This is a genomic window from Methylocaldum sp. 14B (assembly GCF_002005105.1).
GTDB lineage: Bacteria > Pseudomonadota > Gammaproteobacteria > Methylococcales > Methylococcaceae > Methylocaldum.
Genome location: NZ_MSCV01000036.1, coordinates 1 through 19092 on the forward strand (window position 1 = coordinate 1; position 19092 = coordinate 19092).

The 19092-nt window shown below is 58.3% G+C and carries 21 protein-coding genes; 4 read left to right on the forward strand and 17 right to left on the reverse strand.

Annotated features, from left to right (window positions below):
• Positions 1-266 (reverse strand): SAM-dependent methyltransferase (locus tag B2A78_RS20995; RefSeq protein ID WP_240502620.1); only part of this gene is annotated, 266 nt, incomplete at its 3' end.
• 37 nt (positions 267-303) lie between these two features.
• Here B2A78_RS20995 and B2A78_RS21000 point away from each other — a divergent pair.
• The 4 genes from B2A78_RS21000 (at position 304) to B2A78_RS21015 (ending at position 4666) form a co-directional block, all read left to right on the forward strand.
• Positions 304-2199, forward strand: a complete 1896-nt coding sequence (locus B2A78_RS21000; RefSeq protein ID WP_240502621.1) for a penicillin-binding protein activator — start codon at positions 304-306, stop codon at positions 2197-2199.
• A gap of 10 nt (positions 2200-2209) precedes the next feature.
• Positions 2210-2572: a YraN family protein gene (locus B2A78_RS21005; RefSeq protein ID WP_077732014.1), complete on the forward strand. Its 363-nt coding sequence runs from the start codon at positions 2210-2212 to the stop codon at positions 2570-2572.
• Positions 2573-2685: 113 nt separating this feature from the next.
• On the forward strand, positions 2686-3273 hold the full coding sequence (locus tag B2A78_RS21010) for a phosphoheptose isomerase (RefSeq protein ID WP_077732015.1): 588 nt from the start codon (positions 2686-2688) through the stop codon (positions 3271-3273).
• A gap of 4 nt (positions 3274-3277) precedes the next feature.
• Positions 3278-4666 carry an FAD-linked oxidase C-terminal domain-containing protein gene (locus B2A78_RS21015; protein WP_077732016.1) on the forward strand — a complete coding sequence of 463 codons (1389 nt, stop codon included), beginning with the start codon at positions 3278-3280 and terminating at the stop codon, positions 4664-4666.
• Between the two features lie 10 nt (positions 4667-4676).
• On the opposite strand, the gene nadC is transcribed toward B2A78_RS21015, so the two are convergent.
• The 16 genes from nadC to B2A78_RS21095 all read right to left on the reverse strand — a co-directional run bounded on the left by nadC (position 4677) and on the right by B2A78_RS21095 (position 18879).
• Positions 4677-5507, reverse strand: a complete 831-nt coding sequence (gene nadC, locus B2A78_RS21020) for a carboxylating nicotinate-nucleotide diphosphorylase (protein WP_077732017.1) — start codon at positions 5505-5507, stop codon at positions 4677-4679.
• Between the two features lie 22 nt (positions 5508-5529).
• Entirely contained in the window at positions 5530-5907 is a 378-nt protein-coding gene (locus B2A78_RS21025; RefSeq protein WP_168175505.1) for a DUF1499 domain-containing protein, read from the reverse strand.
• A gap of 49 nt (positions 5908-5956) precedes the next feature.
• The gene (locus B2A78_RS21030; protein WP_240502622.1) at positions 5957-7063 is read right to left on the reverse strand and encodes a substrate-binding domain-containing protein; all 1107 of its coding nucleotides are present in this window, start codon (positions 7061-7063) and stop codon (positions 5957-5959) included.
• A 163-nt stretch (positions 7064-7226) separates the two neighbouring features.
• The gene (locus B2A78_RS21035; RefSeq protein WP_077732019.1) at positions 7227-8258 is read right to left on the reverse strand and encodes an OmpA family protein; all 1032 of its coding nucleotides are present in this window, start codon (positions 8256-8258) and stop codon (positions 7227-7229) included.
• A gap of 128 nt (positions 8259-8386) precedes the next feature.
• A complete protein-coding gene (locus B2A78_RS21040; protein WP_156881161.1) occupies positions 8387-9352 on the reverse strand; it encodes a substrate-binding domain-containing protein in 966 nt (321 codons plus the stop codon).
• A 77-nt stretch (positions 9353-9429) separates the two neighbouring features.
• On the reverse strand, positions 9430-10755 hold the full coding sequence (gene phoR / locus B2A78_RS21045) for a phosphate regulon sensor histidine kinase PhoR (RefSeq protein WP_077732021.1): 1326 nt from the start codon (positions 10753-10755) through the stop codon (positions 9430-9432).
• Between the two features lie 200 nt (positions 10756-10955).
• Positions 10956-11648: a phosphate regulon transcriptional regulator PhoB gene (gene phoB / locus B2A78_RS21050; protein ID WP_077732022.1), complete on the reverse strand. Its 693-nt coding sequence runs from the start codon at positions 11646-11648 to the stop codon at positions 10956-10958.
• A 141-nt stretch (positions 11649-11789) separates the two neighbouring features.
• Positions 11790-12332 carry a disulfide bond formation protein B gene (locus B2A78_RS21055; RefSeq protein WP_077732023.1) on the reverse strand — a complete coding sequence of 181 codons (543 nt, stop codon included), beginning with the start codon at positions 12330-12332 and terminating at the stop codon, positions 11790-11792.
• Between the two features lie 75 nt (positions 12333-12407).
• On the reverse strand, positions 12408-12617 hold the full coding sequence (locus B2A78_RS21060) for a dodecin (RefSeq protein ID WP_077732024.1): 210 nt from the start codon (positions 12615-12617) through the stop codon (positions 12408-12410).
• 36 nt (positions 12618-12653) lie between these two features.
• On the reverse strand, positions 12654-13700 hold the full coding sequence (locus tag B2A78_RS21065) for a formate dehydrogenase subunit gamma (RefSeq protein ID WP_077732025.1): 1047 nt from the start codon (positions 13698-13700) through the stop codon (positions 12654-12656).
• Between the two features lies 1 nt (position 13701).
• Positions 13702-13884 carry a hypothetical protein gene (locus B2A78_RS21070; RefSeq protein ID WP_077732026.1) on the reverse strand — a complete coding sequence of 61 codons (183 nt, stop codon included), beginning with the start codon at positions 13882-13884 and terminating at the stop codon, positions 13702-13704.
• A 5-nt stretch (positions 13885-13889) separates the two neighbouring features.
• A complete protein-coding gene (fdh3B, locus tag B2A78_RS21075) occupies positions 13890-14507 on the reverse strand; it encodes a formate dehydrogenase FDH3 subunit beta (RefSeq protein ID WP_077732027.1) in 618 nt (205 codons plus the stop codon).
• A 414-nt stretch (positions 14508-14921) separates the two neighbouring features.
• Positions 14922-15491, reverse strand: coding sequence for a Uma2 family endonuclease (locus tag B2A78_RS21080; protein ID WP_077732028.1), 570 nt, complete (start codon positions 15489-15491; stop codon positions 14922-14924).
• 1 nt (position 15492) lies between these two features.
• Positions 15493-15723, reverse strand: coding sequence for a hypothetical protein (locus tag B2A78_RS21085; protein ID WP_077732029.1), 231 nt, complete (start codon positions 15721-15723; stop codon positions 15493-15495).
• Complete coding sequence (locus tag B2A78_RS21090) at positions 15692-15982, reverse strand: BrnT family toxin (protein WP_077732030.1); 291 nt, start codon at positions 15980-15982, stop codon at positions 15692-15694. The genes B2A78_RS21085 and B2A78_RS21090 overlap by 32 nt, the downstream gene beginning before the upstream one ends.
• Positions 15979-18879, reverse strand: coding sequence for a formate dehydrogenase subunit alpha (locus B2A78_RS21095; RefSeq protein ID WP_077732031.1), 2901 nt, complete (start codon positions 18877-18879; stop codon positions 15979-15981). The genes B2A78_RS21090 and B2A78_RS21095 overlap by 4 nt, the downstream gene beginning before the upstream one ends.
• Positions 18880-19092: the final 213 nt, after the last annotated feature.

The following is a 19092-nucleotide window of genomic DNA, read 5'->3' on the forward strand; positions in this document are numbered from 1 at the left end:
CCGGCATCCGAGATAAGGGCAATGGACTCGCCCCGCTGCAAGCGTTCGACCAGCCGCAGCGAAGCGACATCCTCGTTATGCTCGTGGAATGCCGCGGTCGGCGTGGAAATCCCGTAGTGGTCCAGAAGCGGCCGGCTATGCCGGGTGTCTTCGCAAGCGATGAGATCGACTTGCTGCAGAACGTCGATGGCGCGGAACGTAATATCCCTTAGATTGCCGATGGGCGTCGCTACTAGGTATAGTATGCCGGGTTCTGTTTGCCTCACTATCAAACTCCTCGCTTTCTCGAACGGAATCCCGCCTATGTCTCTATTGATCCGCCTCTGTCTCGCTCTCCTCATACTGATGGCAGCCGCTTGCGCCCGCGACACCACCAGACGCGGAGCCATGAATGCGCGCGCCGCGCAGGCCGAAAGCCTGCTCCAGAGCGGCGACTATGCAGGAGCGATGAGATTATTTCAGCAGCTCGCGGAAACGTCGGGCGATCCCGATTACTACCGGCTTCGAGCCGCCGATTCGGCTCTCCGGGCGGGCGATGGAAGAACGGCGAAACGGCTGGCCGATGCCGTCGCTCCCGACGAACTGGAGACCGTGGACCGGTACGATTACACGCTTCTGCAAAGCAGGCTGGATCTCAACGTGGGCCGAGCACGGGAGGCCTTGGCCAAGCTCGATAGCCTGCCCTCAGGCCGGCTGGAGCCGTCGCAAAAGGTGCATTATCACACACTGCGCGCCTCGGCTTATAACCAACTGGGCAACATGCTGGAAAGCGCCAGGGAGCGTGTCAGGCTCGGCCAACTTCTCACGCGTCCCGACGCTGTGCAGAAAAATAATGAGGCCATTTATGACGCGCTGAACCGGATTCCCGAAAAAGTCCTGACCGCCATGCAACCTCCCCCGCCCGATATATTGGGCGGCTGGATGAATTTGACCCAGATCGTCAAGTCCACGCCTCCGGCCGGATTGAACACGGAATTGGCCAAGTGGCGGATTCGCTTTCCCGGACATCCCGCCGACGGGGCATTCCTGCAAGGGCTATTGAGCCAGCGTCAAAGCCCGCCTCCGGGCCTGGCTCAAACGGGAACGACACCGCCTACGGCAGCCGCGCCCGGCTCCGGAGCGTTCATTGGCGTAATGCTGCCTCTGTCAGGTTCCTATGCTCCCGCTGCCCAGGCCCTGCGCACGGGCATGCTTGCCGCCTACTATGCGGATACCAATACCGCAAAGCCGCCTTTGCGGTTCGTCGACACCCAGTCGGGAGACATCTATCAGCTCTACCGGAAATTCGCCGATGGAGGCGCGAAAGTGATCGTCGGCCCCTTGATCAAGGACGACGTGGCCGTCTTGGCCAAAGCTGGGGATTTGCCCGTCCCCGTCCTAGGACTCAACCAAACGCCGGAGGTCAGCAATGACCGGGTCTATCAGTTCGGCCTCACCCCGGAGCACGAGGTCGAGCAAGCAGCCGGGAGCGCCTGGTTCGACGGTCGTCAGAGTGCACTGGTGCTGGCGCCGGCGAATCAGTTCGGCCAGCGCATGATCAAGCACTTTGCGGCCTATTGGAACCAGCTCGGGGGGAACATTCGTGCGATCAAGACCTATCCGTATCACGGCGAGGATTTCACCGCCTCGGTAAAAGAACTGATTTCCGCGGCACCTTCTGCCACGCATGCCCAGCTTTCCTTCCCGACCGTTCCGTCGGTCACCAAACAAGGCGCGGATTTCATCTTTCTCATCAGCGACGCCCGCGATGCTCATCTGATTCTGCCTCAAATCGCCTTTCACAATGGCGAGCATCTCCCGGTCTACGCTACCTCTCACGTGTACGGCGGCAGGGCCGACTCGGAAGCCGATCGAGATTTGAACGGACTGATTTTCTGCGACATTCCGTGGTTACTCGATCCGGCCGAAAGTGGTCCACTGTCCCATCAAGCGCTGAGCAAGCAGATTCAACAAACGCCGTCGGATTACGTGAGACTTGTCGCGCTGGGGATCGATGCTTACCGTTTGCTTCCGGAACTCGAACGATTCAAGACAGAACCGCAGTTTCGGTACACCGGCGCGACCGGCACGCTCTCGCTGGGCACCGGCAACCGCATTCAGCGCCAGCTCCATTGCGCCCAATTTGAAGACGGAGTTCCGCAACCACGGGGAATCGCACCGCTTCTGAAACCGGGCGATAGTGCTCCGGGGCTCCGGTAAAGGCGCTGAAATGACCACCCTTGGCCAGGCCAAAGGGCGTATCGCCGAGGAAGAAGCGCTGACTTTTTTGCAGACCCATGGCCTGCGGCTGATAGAGCGCAATTACCGCTGCCGATACGGTGAAATCGATCTGATTATGGAAGACGGGTGCGCCATCGTGTTTGTGGAGGTCCGCTATAGGGGAAGTATCCAGTTCGGCGGTGCACTGGAGAGCGTGGATCGGCGCAAGCAAGCAAAGCTGTTGGCAAGCGCCGCCCACTTTCTTCGGGAAAAGCGGATGGATCGGCCGGCTCGTTTCGATGTGGCGGCGCTGGCCCCCGCAAACGGCGGGCTTGCTGTAAAATGGGTGAAAGATGCTTTTCAGGCGACTTAGAGCCTATCCCAGTAGGCCGTTCGCCCTGAGCTTGTCGAAGGGTTTCTTGAGCCTACTGGGATAGGCTCTTAACCGATTTTAAGGTTTTCGCTACGCAACCTTGATAGCAGGGCATGAATTTACAAGAACGAGTCTTTCGTCAATTCGAGACCAGCGTTGAAGCAAGCCGCGAATCGCTGGCCAGGCTCGGAGAGATCATCGAAATTGCCGGAGTCAGGCTGGCTCAGTGTTTACTCAGCGACGGCAAAATTCTTTGTTGCGGCAACGGCGGATCGGCAGCGCAAGCGCAGCATTTTTCTTCCGAGATGCTGAATCGCTTCGAGCGGGAGCGCCCCGGCCTGCCCGCTATCGCGCTCACTTGCGACACATCGACCTTGACCTCGATTGCCAACGATTATCGGTTCGACGACGTTTTCGCCAAGCAAATCAGAGCCTTGGGCCACAGCAACGATCTTCTCGTCGTCTACACCACCAGCGGCAATTCCTCCAGTATTTTGAGCGCGGTTACTGCCGCCCATGATCGGGACATGTCGGTGCTGGCCCTGAGCGGCCGGGACGGCGGAGCGCTGTCGCCCTTGCTGCTGGAAACCGATATCGAGATCCGCGTACCCTCGGAGACCACGGCCCGAATACAGGAAGTCCACCTGCTGATCACGCACTGCCTGTGCGATTTGATAGACCACCAATTGTTCGGGGACTGATTTCTTGGCTTTACCCAGCGCCTTTTTGAACCGGTTGGCGCAAATTTTCCCACCCGGCTCGCTTTACACGGACCCCGCCGATTGCTGGGCTTACGGCTACGACAACAGCCGCCGTCAAGCTCTGGCGGAAGCGGTCGTTTTCCCGACCAGCCACACCCAGACGGTCGAACTGGCCCGCTTGTGCAACGAGCATCGGGTGCCTTTGACCGCGCGCGGCCGCGGCACCGGCACGACCGGCGCGACAGTGCCTTTACGGGGTGGAGTTGTGGCTTCGTTCGAGCGGATGAACCAGATTGTGGAATTCTCGCCGGGCAACCGCTACATCGTCGTCGAACCGGGCCTGACCAATCAGGCGCTACAGGACTTTCTCAAACCGCACGGCTTCTTCTGGCCGCCCGACCCGACCAGCGCCGCCTTTTGCAGTGTAGGCGGGAATCTCGCCTACAACTCCGCCGGCCCACGCGCGGTGAAATACGGCACTCCCCGCGAAAACACCCTCGCCTTGCGAGCTGTGACCGGTTTGGGGACGGAGATCCGTACCGGCGTCTTCACCACCAAGGGCGTCGTCGGGTACGATCTGACCCGGCTGCTATTGGGCTCGGAGGGAACGCTTGCGCTGATTACCGAGGCGACGCTCAAGCTGACGCCGTTGCCCGAAGCCAAACGCACCATGCGGGCGATCTATGCCGATTTGGACCATGCTACGGAAGCCATCACCCGAATCATGGCTCAACCTGCGGTTCCTTGCGCCCTCGAATTCATCGATGGAAACGCAATCGAACTGATTCGCCGTTACTCTCGCGCCGACTTGCCGGAGCGCGCCGGTGCTTTACTAATGGTCGAAGTGGACGGATTTGCCGAGGGAATGGCGGTACAGATCGAGAGCGTGCGGCGCGCTGCTCAAAACGAGGGGCTTCTGGAGTTTCGCGTTGCGGCGACCGCCGATGAAGTCGAAGCCTTATGGCAAACGCGCAAGGCACTGTCGCCGGCGCTGCGGAAGGTCGCGCCGAAGAAAATCAACGAAGACGTGGTAGTGCCCGTCACCGAGTTGCCTTTGCTGATCGCCGGACTAAACGAGCTGTCGCAGCGGTATGACTTGGCGATCGTCAACTTCGGCCATGCGGGAAACGGGAATATTCACGTCAACCTGCTGTTCGATCCCGCCAAACCCGGCGAAACCGAAAAGGCTCACGAGTGCCTGGGGGAGATTTTTTCGCTGGTGCTACGGCTGCGCGGTACCTTGTCCGGGGAGCACGGCGTCGGCCTCGAAAAGCGGGATTACGTTGACCGGGAAATCGACGCCGGCGCCCTGGAATTGATGCGCGCCGTCAAACGTCAGTTTGATCCGAACGGCATTTTGAATCCCGACAAAACCTTGCCTTTGGCCGACTGACTCGCAGAGCTCAGGCGGTAATCGAGATTCGCATCGACAAATCGGTTGCTCGAACGTTCTTGGTCAGGGCACCGACCGAAATGTAATCCACCCCGGTCTCGGCGATCTGCCGGATGGTATCCAAGGTCACGTTGCCCGATACCTCGAGCTTGGCGCGGCTTGCGGTTTCGGTAACCGCTTCCCGCATCATCGCAATCGTGAAATTATCCAGAAGAATCCGCTCGGCGCCGGCCGCCAAGGCTTGCTGCAATTCATCGAGATTTTCCACTTCGACTTCGATCGGCACGTTAGCGCCCAAGGCTTTCGCGGCGTGCACGGCTTTTTCGATGGACCCGCAAGCCAGGATATGGTTTTCCTTGATCAAAATGCCGTCGTAGAGTCCCATCCGATGGTTATCACAGCCGCCGCAGCGGACGGCGTATTTCTGTGCCTTCCTGAGGCCGGGAATGGTCTTGCGAGTGTCGAGGACCTTCGCCTTGGTGCCGTCCACGGCTTTGGCATAAGCACGCGCCAAGGTCGCGGTGCCCGACAGAGTCTGTAGAAGATTGAGCGCCGAGCGTTCGCCGGTCAGGAGCGCTCGGGCGGGGCCTTGCATCGCGCACAGCTCGGCGCCCGCCTCGACTTGTTCGCCCTCCGTCACCAGCCAGTCGATTTGAACCGAACCGCCGAGCCGGGCGAAAACGGCGGCGAACCAGGCCTGCCCGCACAGCACCATGGACTCGCGGGTGATCACGCGCGCTCTCGCCGTTGCGTGCTTCGGAACAATCGAAGCGGTCAAGTCGCCTGAACCGACATCCTCTTCCAAGAAACGGTCGATTTCGCTTAAATCCAACGGATACATCGTCACTTCCACCGCGTCGCGGTTATCGCCACAAGCCCTCACGCTTCAGCGCTTCGCGCAAGCGCTCGACCCGCCGGCGGTTGACGCCCAAATCCCAATAGCCGACCCGCGACGCGGAGCGAACGTGCATGAGGTGCTCCTCCGGAATAAGCTGGAATTCCACGTCGTCCACGAATCGGAAAAGACGGCTCGTGGCCTCGGCGCGGAGATACCATCGCTCGTTGTCCTCCTCGACAACCCGGGTGCGGGGTTCCGCCCCCAATACGCGCTTCAGGGCCGCCCAAGCTTCGTCAGGCGCTATGTCCACGCGAAAGGGACTCGCGTAATGATCCTGATCCCGAGAGAGACTGGACACACAATTGGGACTATCCGGACAATCTGAAATTCTCGACGAAGCCATGGAACCTCCTCGACTCAGTGCTAACGCCGTCAAGGCGAACAGCACGACCTTAGCGAGCCACGCGCTGCGCATCCGGCAAGCTTCGGCTTGCGGCGACCGTGTCGATCGGTGCCGACATCGGCTTTCGCTTCTTCACATCTGCTGCGTAGAGTTTACGTTCTTCCGCGGACATCGGGACCAATCCCAGCTGAGCAAGATAGCCTTTCTCGCCCCACGCTTTGTCATTCGTAAACTCGGCGAGATATTGTTGCAGCCCCTTCACTTTGCCGACATGATCCGCCTTGAAATAGAGGAACAAGGGTCTGGCGATGGGGTAACGGTTTGCCGCAATGCTCTCGACACTCGGGACGGCTCCGTCGATACGAGCGGCATTTAGCCGATCGGTATTGCCCGCATATTGTTTGTACGACACAAACCCCAACAGCCCGGGGTTCTTGGCCAACATGGCCGCTATCGCATTTCCGCTTTCTTCGATATAGGCGCCATCGCTGCGGGCGGTGAAGCAGACTTCCTTATACTTGGCCTTCTGCGTTTCCTTCCAAGCGGCAATGAAGGGAAAACTCTCGCACCCAGCCTTCGAGACGGCCTCTTCGAACAGTTCACGTATGCCGGAACCGATCGGCGGAGCGACGACTTCGATCTTCGTATCGGGCAGCGACGGATTGATGTCTTTCCAGGTCTTATAGGGATTCGGGACCAGCGTGTCGCAATTCTTGCATTTAGGATCAGGCACCTTTTTTCCTAAAGCCAAAAACAACTCTTTCCGGGTGATATCCAGCGCCGGCACCTTCTTGGAGTGCGCGAGCACTAGGCCGCTATATCCGATCTTTACCTCGACGATGTTCTTTATGCCGGATGCCTGACAGGCTTCGAATTCCGATTTTTTCATCGGCCTCGAAGCATTGACGATATCGGGAGATTCGCCGGTTTCGGGCTCGCAAAACAACTGAATTCCACCGCCGGTACTGTTCGACTCGACCCATGGCCGTTTGATCTTGCCGGACTTGCTGATTCGGTCGGCCACTGCATCGGCAAACGGCCTAACAACATTCGAGCCGTTAATATGCACAAAGCCGCGCATTTCGGCAGCGGATGCAGCCTGCATCATCAGAGGCGCTGCAAACAATGCAGCGAAAAAATTAACACGCTTATTCACAATTTACCTGCGGACGGGTTGCACGAGGAACGAACCAGCACAATAGCCTAGTTCCACGACATTTTAGTATTAAAACGAGCAGAAAAAACCCGCTCCGGGGAGCGGGTTTTTGATTGACGGCGGTTGCTATCAGGCAACCATGCCGCTTGATATTGCGGTGTATTTATTCACCCATAAAGACCAGCTGAACGCGGCGGTTCTGCTCGCGACCGGCTTCCGTGCTGTTGTCGGCGATCGGATAGTCCTCGCCGTAACCTTTCGCATACAGTCGGTTCTTCAAGCCTGCGGACTTCAGGTAATCTGCCACCGATTGAGCACGGCGCTGCGAAAGCTTCAGATTGTACTGAGAGCTTCCTTCGCTGCTGGCGTGTCCCTGGACTTCTATATCGCGCATTTCGTTTGAAGCAACGAGCTGCTCAACAACACCGTCCAGAATGCTTTTCGCGTTCTCGGTGAGCTCGTCCGAGTTATATTTGAAGTTGACGCCCTTAAGCTCGATTCTGATCGGACAGCCTTGGTCGTCGACTTTCGAGTCAGCCATGGTGCCGGGGCACTTGTCGTCGCAATCGTTCACGCCGTCACGGTCAGAGTCGCGGGCAGCACAATCGTCTGCGGGCGCGGGAGTAGGTTCTGCTTCTGCCACGGCTCTCGGTTTCTCGCCGAAGGGAACAACAAAGCCGAGATTGACGACCATGTCGTGGAAATCGTCTTCGTTCCGGTATACGCCGCCATTTCCTTCGTAGACGTAGCGATAACGGACATCGCCGCGGAGCAGGAAGTTGTCGTGCAACTCATAAGTCGCACCGACGCCAGCCTCGCCGATGAACGATGCGCCGCTTCTGCCGGCTGCGCTGGTATTCATGCCACCGGCGCCGATAACCGCATACGGCGAGAACACATCGCGCATGAAGTAATACTGCAGGTCCACGGTGCCGCCGGTAAGATCGCCGTTATAGCCCTTGCCATTCAGGTGTTGCCAAAAACCTCTGACCTCGGCATTGAAATATTCGTTGATGATCTTACCGATTCCCAAGCCAGCGCCCCAATCGTCTTTCGCATTACGGTCGCCGCCCGGATTGAAGTATGTGCCGAACGGGGCGACATACCACCGATCATCCATAAAATGCTCCTCGGCCTGCACTGCTGTCGCCGCGACGCTTGCTATGCCCAAAGCAATTAGAATTTTTTTCAACATATCCATCTCCCTGTAGTTGGAATACCAACAAGATTTGAAAACTTACAACAGGCACAATCTTAGTCGCGGATCAGCCGCGGCGCAACTGAATTGAAGGAAAATGCTCAATTCAATAGTTCGGCCCAACCTCAGGGTTGCCCTGTGCCAATCAATTTCTGTTCCTTTTTTGCAACATCCGGGGTAACCGGGATGTATCCGTAGCGGCTGGCAATTTGCTGACCTTCCGCCGACAGCACAAATCGGACGAAGTCCGCTTGCACACCCGCTAGCGGTCTATTCGGGCTCTTATTGACATATATATGGAGAAACCGCGTCAGCGGGTAAGCACCGCTAACGGCATTGCGCTCGCTCGGCGCAACAAAAGGCATATTCGCGTCTACCGCCAGCGGTACTGGCTTCACGGATACAGTTGTCGAGTCGCCTCGGCCGTAACCGATGGCATTCAAGGATTCACTCACGGCACCGGCGACCGATCCGGAATCGGGCCGCACCTGAACGAATTCACCCAGTGCGCCTCCGCACAGGACTTGCTCGCTAAAATAATCGTACACATCGTCGGCGGATCCGATCGCAAATACCTGTAACGGCCGGGTTCGCCATTCCCCGATCAAGCCCAACGCTCCCCAGGTCGCCAGGTACTGAGCACCTCGACACATCGGCGAACGCGAGAAAACTGAGCCGGCCTGGGCCAGCGTCATGCCTCGGATCGGATTATCCCGGTGTACGAAAATCGTTACCGCATCGAGAGCGACTCGAATCGGGGTTGGCTTGTAACCGAGTTTTCGCGAAAAACCATCGATTGCCTCGCGGTTCAGCCGATAGCCGACGTAAATCGCATCGCCGCGCGCCTCGTCGAATGCGCCCGGTGAAGCGAGCGAGCGGGCCGGGCGCAAGCGAAGCGTAGCCCCGGCATGATCTCGCTGAAACGCGCTGGTCCAATCCCGGATCAGCCTGCCGAGGTCACTCGCCCCGAGCTCGTCGCTGCCGGCATCCCCGCTGATGGTCTCCGCCCCTTCGGATGATCCGTAGACGGCACCGGCGCCTCCAGCCAAAAGCACCGCAGCGAGAAAGAGGTGAATTCCCTGCCGTATCAAACCCGAAAACCGACGGCTCGGCTGCCCACGCGAGCCGAGACGGACGGAACCGGCAACTCGTCTATCCGCTCTGGATATCACATTCTTTGCGCGAGCTTGGCATCGGTGCGGGAGTCGACCCGCACGATTCGATCTTCGGGGAAACTACAGCTGAAGCAACTGCCCCGCCCGAGCGTGCTCGCAATTTTGAGCTCTCCGCCGTGCCGGGACAGCGCATGCTTGACGATAGCCAATCCAAGCCCGGACCCGCCTTTATTCTTACATCCGTCAACGGCAACCCGGTAAAACCGTTCGGTAAGCCGCGGCAGATGGTGTTGCGCGATGCCCGGCCCGGTGTCCTCGACGTCCAGCCTAGCTCCCTTGCCCTCGCAGCGCCAACGCACGGTAACCCGGCCCGTGGCTGGCGTATATTTCACCGCATTGACGATCAGGTTTGAAAACGCGCTGCGCAATTCCTGCTCGGCGCCCAGCAAATGGGCGTCGGTTTCGAGGACCAGCTCGATGGCGGGGTGTTCGTCGGCCAAGAGCTTGACCTCGTCGCAAATGTCTTGCAGCATCGCCGGAACGTTTATCCGCTTTTGCACCGTCTGATGCGCCGCCGACTCCAATCGCGTCAGTGCAAGAAGGCCGTCGACCAAGCTTTCCATCCGGGCCGTCTGTTCCTCCATGCGCTGAAACACTTTCAGATGCGATTCCGGCAGAGATCCATCCACCTGGCCCAAGGTTTCAAGATAACCTTTCAAGACCGTCAGCGGCGTGCGCAGTTCGTGGGACACGTTCGCCACGAAATCGCTGCGCACGCGCTCCATAAATCGCAGTTGAGTCACATCCTGCGCGACCAGAAGGCGCAAATCTTCTCCATAAGGCACGATGCGAATTTCAAGCTGCATGTTTTCGGTGAGGGGCGATGGAATGCTGACCGTAGCACGATAATCGGCAGTCTGGAGGTATTGGCTGAGCTTCGGATGGCGCAGCAGATTGCCGATCTGCTGGCCGATATCGCCACGGCGCAGCCCCAGCAGGCGCTCGGCCGCTTCGTTGAACCAATCGATTTCATCCCGAGGCCCCAGCACCACGGTTGCATCCGGTAATGCCGCCGTCGCCGTGCGGAAACGCTCGAGCATCCGGATGAGCTGCTTTTTGCGACGCTTGTTGCGTCGCCTCAAGCGATAGATGAGGTAATAGATTTCTTCCCAGACGCCGTTGCCCTGAGGCGGCTGGCCGGATCTGCCGCTGCGCAGCCAAACCAGCAGCCGATTTGCATAAAAAAGCTGTCTCGCCAGATAGGCCAGCAGACAAACCCAGAGCACGACGGCGAAACTGTTCAGGACCTTACCGAGGAAAGTGCCAACTAACAGTGTTAAAAAGAGAAAGGAAAATTCTGATCGCCAGGGGCTCGACATGAATCAGGTTTGGTCAGGGGTTGTAAAAAAACCGTCGCGAGCGGTTCGAGTCCGCGCCGACAAATCGGCAGGAATGCCGATTTGCACGGCAGTTGCCGCCCACAGGGTGCCGGACACGGAGGTCCGGCGTGAAAAGCGCAGGCGTACAAAGGGGTACGTTGAGCATCGCAGGTGCGGACTCGAACCGCGCAGTAGGTTTTTCACAAGTTCTCAGAAAAACGGTATCCGAAACCGCGCACCGTCTGGATAACCTCCTCGCGGTCATGTTCGGCCAGGATCTTGCGCAGGCGCCGGATGTGGACATCGACGGTGCGTTCCTCGATGAATGAACTTCGTCCCCAAACCTGGTCGAGCAACTGGCTACGGCTGTAGACCTTGTCGGGATGGGTGAGGAAGAATTCCAATAATCGGTACTCAGTCGGACTCAGAATAACGTGGCTGTCGGCAATGCTAACCCTATGTTCGTCGACATCCAACGCGATCCCGCCAATCTCGATTCTTCCGCCCTTGCCGTACTTGTTGCTACGCCGAAGAACCGCCTTGATCCGCGCTATCAATTCGCGCGGCGAGAACGGCTTGGTGACATAATCGTCGGCCCCGACATCCAACCCCCGGATTTTATCTTCTTCCTCGCCGCGAGCGGTGATCATGATGATGGGAATTTCGCTATATTGTTTGTCTTTCTTGAGACGGCGAGCCCATTCGACGCCGCTCAAGCCGGGCAACATCCAGTCCAATAAAATCAGATCGGGAACCGACTCATTCAAGGCCGATTGCGCCTGGTGGGTATCCGCAACGGCCCTGACGGCGAACTCGGCCTGTTCCAGGACCAAACCAAGCATTTCACGAATCGCATCTTCATCTTCGACAACGAGCACGTTTATCACGGACATTCTCGATACTCACTCCTTCGGATAATCGTTCAATGTACGTTGCAAATGTGACCTTTCCGTGACATGTGTATCGGCAAAGCCACAACTGTCGAATCTCGCCATCATTATCTAATGATGCCTTAATGCTTCGCGTTAACGCCTTCAGCGAAACGGCAGTTCGCTCTTAGTCGAAAAATATCGTTGATCTCCACGCACAGCCGAACTGTTCCAGAATTGGGTAAGGCTGAGCAGCGCCAAGATGAAGAAGCTGATCAACACCCAGGCGGGCATACTGAGCCCGAGCAGCGTCCAATCGACTTTGGCGCAGTCTCCGGTCCCGTTCAGCATCGCCTTGAGGGTCTCGGTCAAGGGAAAATACTGGAACATGTATTCCAATCCCGGACCGCAGGCCGGCACTTCCTCCGGCGGCAAATGCTGCAGCCAGACATGCCGGGCCGAAACCGTTCCGCCCAGCACGGCCATGACGAACCCAAGAATCGCGTAGACCTTGACCCCAGTCCTCTTCGGATTATGCAGAACCGCAACCAGCATCACCAATGCGACGGCGAAAACCATGATGCGCTGGGACACACATAGCGGACAGGGCTCCAGCCCGCCGGAAAATTGGAAATAAAGAGCGGCCGCGAGCAGCCCCATGCAAAACAGAAAACCAACGAGAAAATAGAATCTGGGCTTGAAAACCATGTGAATTCCCGAAAATTAGAAAGCCTTCGACCACGAAGGGCGATTTTGGACGTCCATACGAATGTAGCGGTTGACTCAGTCTTCGAGCCGAAATCCGACCTTCAAGACCACTTGATAATGGGCGATTTTGCCGTTGGCAATCTGACCCCGCGTTTCGACAACTTGGAACCAGTCCAGGTTCTTGACCGTTTTCGATGCTTTTTCTATGGCATTTCGGGTGGCCTCGTCCGTTCCGTGCGGCGAAGTCCCGACGATTTCGATCAGTTTATAGACACGGTCCGTCATAGCCATCACTCCTTCAGGTAAGAAAATAAAGAGACATCACGAGGCGATGTGGCTCGTCTCCGGAAGGGGCGGCCTGTCGGGAACCGAAGAGCCGGATTCGTCCGCGGCGAGTTGCTCGCACCACAAATCATGATGCTGAATCGCCCAGCTCTTGTCGACTCTTCCGCGCACTATGCCTTCGAGTGCTCCTTCCGTCCCGATCGTGCCTATATAGATGTGTCCCAAGGCTCCCGCCATCAGAACCAAAGCGAAAACGACATGAATCAGATGCGACAGTTGCAATAGCCAACGTTCCTGGCCGAAATTGGGAAAATCCAGCAGCAAACCGCTTACGCTCACCACCAGCCCGCCGCTCGCCAAAAGCCAGAACCACATTTTTTCGCCGGCATTCATGCGTCCGGCGGACGGATGACGATCGCCGACCATGCCTCCGAAGGCCCTGAGCCAGTCGATATCGATCCGGCTCGGAAGATTGTCCCTGACCCACGCGACAAACATGAGCAACAAACCGACGATGAACAAGGGGCCGATGAAGTTGTGCAGCAGCTTGGCAATCTCGGCGTAGACGGAAAAGGCCTTATGCCCCACGAGCGGAATCAGCAGCGCTCGACCATAGAGCAAACTCAAACCGGTAATCGCCAGAAAAATGAACAGCAGCGCCGTGTACCAATGCAGAACCCGCTCGGCGAGCGTCCAGCGCACCAGGGTTTCGCCGGATCGGGGCTGGCTGAGCTTTACCTGTCCGCGCCAGAGATAAAACGCTCCGAGCGCGAAAACCACAACTCCCAAGAGAACGCCGCCGTAGCTCGCTATGGGGCCGTTCCGGAGCCGCCGCCAATTCTGGCCGCCGCCCTGGATCAGAACGTTCGTCTCCTGTCCCTTGACCGCGGTGTAGCCCTGAACGCCTTCCCGCACCTGCCGCCAATAGTCGGATCTGGGATTCACCACCGATTCAGCCTTGTGCAGTTCGTGTCTCTCGCCTTCATGGGCTCGCAGCGTTCCGGAGATCGCCAGCAGAACCAGCATGAGCGCGAAAGCCGACAAAATCCGCCAAAACGACGCTTTTTGAACTTGAGTCATCATGCTAACGGTCGCTCTGTACGGTCTTGAAGCGCAATCTCAACTGTTCCCGCCGGTAGCCCGCATCGCCCACATGGCGGTCTTCCTTGCCTTTATATTCATGAGCCCGGTGCAGAGTCACGTCCGGATCTTCGTAACAGCCTTGCAGGATTGGAATGATCAGCAAGAACAGGCCAAGCCGTCTCATGCTGCCTACCCTTCCTTGTAAGCGGTCTCCCAGCCCCAGGGCTTGCCCTGCGGCTGGCGCTGCAAATCCGGATTGTCGTTGCCGGCGCGGCGAACCACCCGTTCGCGGAAGATGTCTGCCACCATGTCGGCGTCGCCCGCGAGCAGCGCCTTGGTGGAACACATTTCGGCGCAGAGGGGAAGCTTGCCCTCGGCTAGACGATTCCGGCCGTATTTCTTGAACTCTTCCTCGGAATGATCCTGTTCCGGACCGCCGGCGCAAAACGTGCACTTGTCCATCTTGCCGCGCGCGCCGAAAGCGCCGTCCTGCGGGTATTGCGGAGCACCGAACGGACAGGCGTAGAAGCAGTAGCCGCAACCGATGCACAGGTCCTTGTCGTGCAGCACGACGCCGTCCTCGGTGGTGTAAAAACAGTCCACCGGACAGACCGCCTGGCAAGGCGCATCGGAACAATGCATGCACGCGACGGAAATGGTTTTCTCTCCAGGCAATCCGTCGTCCAGCGTGATCACCCGCCGACGATTGACGCCCCAAGGGACTTCGTGCTCATTTTTACACGCGGTGACGCAGGCGTTGCATTCGATGCAGCGCTCTTCGTCGCAAAGAAACTTCATTCGGGCCATGGTTCAAATACGTTTGGAACAATTAAATCCGACAGTTCAAATGACCTTGAATCGCCCCTATCCTGGCAATGTGGTTAAGCTGTCAGCCGGCAGGGAATATCGGAATGACAGGCTTAGAATTCGGCCGCCAATAACATCCTGTTCTACTTGAAAACGATTGTAGGGTGAGTTAGGCGCGCTGCCACGAACCATTCCATGACAACGGGACTCTCTGCGCGCCGTAACCCACCGGTTCCGAGGCCTTGCGTGGTGGGTTACGGCGCGCGAAAGCACCACAGGAACTTTACTGGTTCCGTGCGATGCGCGCCTAACCCACCTTACAACACGAATCGGAACATTGTTTTCAGCCATACCCGCAACTTAAAGGCATTGACCTTTTACTTTACCCCTTCAAAACCCGTCCCGTCGGAGTCCTCACGTCCATAGCTCCGCCAACGAAAAAGTGATGGCGTCAAACGGCCGCATCGATACAGGGTCTTCGTCTTTCAGCGTAGCCAGCAGCACCCAAAAGCCCTCGCGCAACTCGAACGCTTCCAGGGTCCGCTCGAGCGGGTCGACCAGCCAGGCATGAGCCACGCCGTAGCGGGCGTACAAAGGCAGCTTGATGGCGCGATCTTTTTTCTCGGTGCCGGGCGAGAGGATTTCGCACACCCAATCGGGCACCACTTCGAAGCGATGGTCTCTCGGAATCTCCGGCATCCGCTCGCGCCGCCAGCCGGCCAGATCGGGCACGGCGACCTCGGTATCTCGGACGAAGTGGACCTCGGGTTCCGGAAGAATCTGCCAACGACCGGAGCCGCTTCGAGTTTTGCAAAAAGGAGGGACGAGTGAGCAGAGCAATCCACCCTTCACCAGATGCTGTGGGCCTGTGGGGCGGGTTTCGGTATACAACCGAGCGCCGAGCACTTCCCCGACCAGATTTTCCGGCAAGGCGAGCAGACATTCATACGACGTCGGCACAGCAGCGCTGTGACCCTGAGTCATGTCAATCTACTTCTGGTTTGGTCGGACGCTCCGAACGCTTGGCAATCTCGATTAAGAGGCGCAACGCTTCGTTTACGGCATCGGCATTTGGGAACGCCTCCGCTACATCAGGTTCCAAGCGAACCACGTCACCAAACGCTTTTCGTTTCGGCCCGAACCGTCTTACTCGTAAACTCTTCAGGTCGTACTCCGACCGAAGTTCATCGTTCAGTTCCGTATCCACCTTGCTCATACGCTTTTCGCTCCGCTTTGGTTGCCTCTCTCGCACTAATCAAGCGAATACTATCCTCTCGTTCCGTATAGGACACCAATAACAAACGCCCGTTTTGAGTTTCCCCCACGAGGATATAACGATGTTCGTCTTCGGAATGGTCTGGATCGTAAAAGTCGATAAATAAAGGATCGCTGAAAGCCGTGCAGGCTTCTTCAAATGAGACACCGTGCTTCGCTTTATTGGTGGCAGCTTTCTCTTCATCCCATTCAAACTTCATTTCTCAGTCACTAAATCCGGCTCTATCCGGCACAGCGAAACCTTGGTCTCCTGCATCGCCGTTACCGAATCGTAGCCGTAGGTGAACACGATGTTGCAGGATTCGCCCAGCACATACGGCGCGCTGCCTTCCGGGTATTTCGGCCGCAAGTCCTGCCCCTCGTAGTGCCCGCCGAAATGGAAAGGCATGAAGACCACGCCCGGTCGGACCCGCTCGGTGACGAAAGCCATGACTCTAATCCTTCCGCCTTCGGGGCCGGCGACCCACACCTGTTCGCCGTGCCGCACCCCGGCATTGTTGGCGTCGCGCGGGTTGATTTCGACAAACATCTCCTGCTGCAACTCTGCCAGCCAGGGATTGGAGCGGGTTTCGTCGCCGCCGCCCTCGTATTCGACCAAGCGTCCCGAAGTCATGATCAACGGAAAATCCTTGCTGAAATCCTGCTGCTGGATCGAGACGTAACGGGTGGGCAGACGCCAGTAGCGCTTGCGGTCCTGGTAGGTCGGGTATTTCTCCGCCAGATCGCGGCGCGGCGTGTACAAAGGCTCGCGATGGATCGGCACCGGATCGGGGAAGTTCCACACGATGCAGCGGGCCTTGGCATTGCCGTAAGGCGCACAGCCGTACTTGATCGCGACCCGGATGATGCCGCCTGAAGGATCGGTCTTCCAGTTCTTGCCCTCGGCCAGTTTCTTTTCCTGCTCGGTCAAATCCTTCCACCAGCCCAGTTTCTTCAGCAGCTCGGCGCTGAATTCGGGATAGCCGTCCCGGATATCCGCTCCCTTGTTCGAGGAGCCTTCCGCCAAAAGGTTCTTGCCCTGGTATTCCGTGCCGAAACGGGCGCGGAACGGCGAACCGCCCTCCGCCACCGTCTTGCTGGTGTCGTAGAGGATATGCGAACCGGGATGCTTCATTTCCGGCGTACCCCAGCACGGCCAGGGCAGGCCGTAATACTCGCCGTCACAAGGGCCGCCCTGCCCCTTCAAGGTCGTGGTGTGGAAAGTGTGCCAGTTCTCCTGATGGGCCTTGAGCCGCTCCGGGCTTTGGCCGGTATAACCCGCCGCCCAGGCGCCCCGGTTGATCTCCCGCAGGATGTCCTCGATCAGCGGCGTGTCGTTCTCGACTTGGATGTTCCTGGTCAACTCCTTTTCGAACCCGAACTTGCGGGCGAACTGGTACATGACCATGTGGTCCGGCCGCGACTCGAACAGGGGCTCGATGATCTGGCTGCGCCATTGAATCGACCGGTTGGACGAGGTCAAGGAACCGTAAGTCTCGAACTGGGTGCAGGCCGGAAGCAGGTAGACGTTGTCCGTGCGGTCGTGCATCACGGCGGTGACCGTCGGATACGGATCGATTACGGCCAAAACGTCCAGTTTTTCCATCGCGGCTTTCATCTCGGGGCCGCGCACCTGGCTGTTGGGCGCATGGCCCCAGAACACCATGGCCTTGATGGGATTCCGCTGCGAGATGTTCTCGCCCGCTTCCAATACGCCGTCGATCCAGCGGGAAACCGGGATGCCGTTGTTGAACATCGGCTTGATCTTCTTCCCCGCACCGTCGTCATACTCGCTTTGGTCGAAGCGGGCGGCGAGCCAGTCGAAATCGATGTCCCACACTTTCGCCCAGTGCCGCCAGGCATCCTCGCTCAAACCGTAATAAGCCGGCAGACTGTCGGCGTTCGGGCCTACGTCAGTCGCCCCTTGCACGTTATCGTGCCCGCGAAACACGTTGGTGCCGCCGCCTTCTAGCCCCATGTTGCCGAGCGCGAGCTGAAAGATGCAGTACGCGCGGGTATTGTTGTTGCCGATCGTGTGCTGCGTCCCGCCCATGCACCAGATGAAGGTGCCGGGCCGGTTTTGCGCCATGATCCGCGCGGCCTTATGAGCGAGTTCTTCCGGCACTCCGGTAACCCGCTCGACTTCTGCCGGCGTCCATTTCGCCACTTCCTTGCGGATTTCGTCCATCCCGAACACCCGCTGCTCGATGAACGTCTTGTCCTCCCAACCGTTTTGGAAAATGTGCCACAACAGGCCCCAAATGAACGGCACGTCGGTTCCGGGCCGAATGCGGATGTGCAAGTCGGCATGGGCGGCGGTGCGGGTGAAGCGCGGATCGACCACGATCAGCGGCGCGCCGCGCTCCTTGGCGCGGAAGATATGCTGCATCGACACCGGATGCGCCTCCGCCGGATTGCCGCCGATGATGAAAATCGACTTGGCGTTGTGGATGTCGTTGTAGGAATTGGTCATCGCCCCGTAGCCCCAGGTATTGGCGACGCCGGCGACCGTGGTCGAGTGGCAGATGCGGGCCTGGTGGTCGATATTGTTGGAGCCCCACAAGGCGGCGAATTTCCGAAAGAGATAAGCCTGCTCGTTGTTGTGCTTGGACGATCCGAGCCAATAGACGGAATCGGGACCGTATTGCTCGCGGATGGCAAGAAGTTTGTCGCCCAGCTCGTCTATGGCCCGATCCCAGCCGATGCGCTGCCACTTGCCGTCGACCAGCTTCATCGGATATTTGAGCCGTCGCTCGCCATGGCCGTGCTCCCGCACCGACGCCCCTTTCGCACAATGCGCCCCCAGGTTGAACGGATGGTCGAAAGCCGGCTCCTGGCCGATCCACACGCCGTTCCGCACCTCGGCAATGACCCCGCAGCCCACCGAGCAATGGGTGCAGACGCTTTTGACCTTCTTGATTTCCCCTGACGGCTGCGCGGGAGCGCCCGTCGCATCGACCTTTTTCATCATCGATAGAGGCACGGCTCCCGCCAAGGCCGCGCCGCCCACGGACAGCCCCGACCGCCGCAGAAACTCGCGGCGGTCAATGCCGTGCCCCGAGGTTTGCGACTTGGAAGACGAATCGTTTTCGGAAGCGGGCCGCTTGAACAGTTTCATGATCGAATTTTAATTCTTAGAGGAAATTGGACGAAGCAAACCGGGCTCAAAACCGCGCTGCATCATAATAGGCGCGGACGTGCTCGGTCTCCCGATAGCCTTTTTTGGCGGAGTCGACCGCCGGTTTCCCAGGAGCCTCAATCTCCCCGCCGCAAGCGCTGCGCTGCGACACAAACGCACCAAACAGCCCCCCGACCAAAGCCGTCATTCTCC

Bases quoted from the DNA above. Each gene is read 5' to 3' on its own strand.
- B2A78_RS21000 (WP_240502621.1), top strand. From the start codon at position 304: ATGTCTCTATTGATCCGCCTCTGTCTCGCTCTCCTCATACTGATGGCA.
- B2A78_RS21005 (WP_077732014.1), top strand. From the start codon at position 2,210: ATGACCACCCTTGGCCAGGCCAAAGGGCGTATCGCCGAGGAAGAAGCG.
- B2A78_RS21010 (WP_077732015.1), top strand. From the start codon at position 2,686: ATGAATTTACAAGAACGAGTCTTTCGTCAATTCGAGACCAGCGTTGAA.
- nadC (WP_077732017.1), bottom strand. From the start codon at position 5,507: ATGTATCCGTTGGATTTAAGCGAAATCGACCGTTTCTTGGAAGAGGAT.
- B2A78_RS21025 (WP_168175505.1), bottom strand. From the start codon at position 5,907: ATGGCTTCGTCGAGAATTTCAGATTGTCCGGATAGTCCCAATTGTGTG.
- B2A78_RS21035 (WP_077732019.1), bottom strand. From the start codon at position 8,258: ATGTTGAAAAAAATTCTAATTGCTTTGGGCATAGCAAGCGTCGCGGCG.
- phoR (WP_077732021.1), bottom strand. From the start codon at position 10,755: ATGTCGAGCCCCTGGCGATCAGAATTTTCCTTTCTCTTTTTAACACTG.
- phoB (WP_077732022.1), bottom strand. From the start codon at position 11,648: ATGTCCGTGATAAACGTGCTCGTTGTCGAAGATGAAGATGCGATTCGT.
- B2A78_RS21055 (WP_077732023.1), bottom strand. From the start codon at position 12,332: ATGGTTTTCAAGCCCAGATTCTATTTTCTCGTTGGTTTTCTGTTTTGC.
- B2A78_RS21060 (WP_077732024.1), bottom strand. From the start codon at position 12,617: ATGACGGACCGTGTCTATAAACTGATCGAAATCGTCGGGACTTCGCCG.
- B2A78_RS21065 (WP_077732025.1), bottom strand. From the start codon at position 13,700: ATGATGACTCAAGTTCAAAAAGCGTCGTTTTGGCGGATTTTGTCGGCT.
- B2A78_RS21070 (WP_077732026.1), bottom strand. From the start codon at position 13,884: ATGAGACGGCTTGGCCTGTTCTTGCTGATCATTCCAATCCTGCAAGGC.
- fdh3B (WP_077732027.1), bottom strand. From the start codon at position 14,507: ATGGCCCGAATGAAGTTTCTTTGCGACGAAGAGCGCTGCATCGAATGC.
- B2A78_RS21080 (WP_077732028.1), bottom strand. From the start codon at position 15,491: ATGACTCAGGGTCACAGCGCTGCTGTGCCGACGTCGTATGAATGTCTG.
- B2A78_RS21085 (WP_077732029.1), bottom strand. From the start codon at position 15,723: ATGAGCAAGGTGGATACGGAACTGAACGATGAACTTCGGTCGGAGTAC.
- B2A78_RS21090 (WP_077732030.1), bottom strand. From the start codon at position 15,982: ATGAAGTTTGAATGGGATGAAGAGAAAGCTGCCACCAATAAAGCGAAG.
- B2A78_RS21095 (WP_077732031.1), bottom strand. From the start codon at position 18,879: ATGAAACTGTTCAAGCGGCCCGCTTCCGAAAACGATTCGTCTTCCAAG.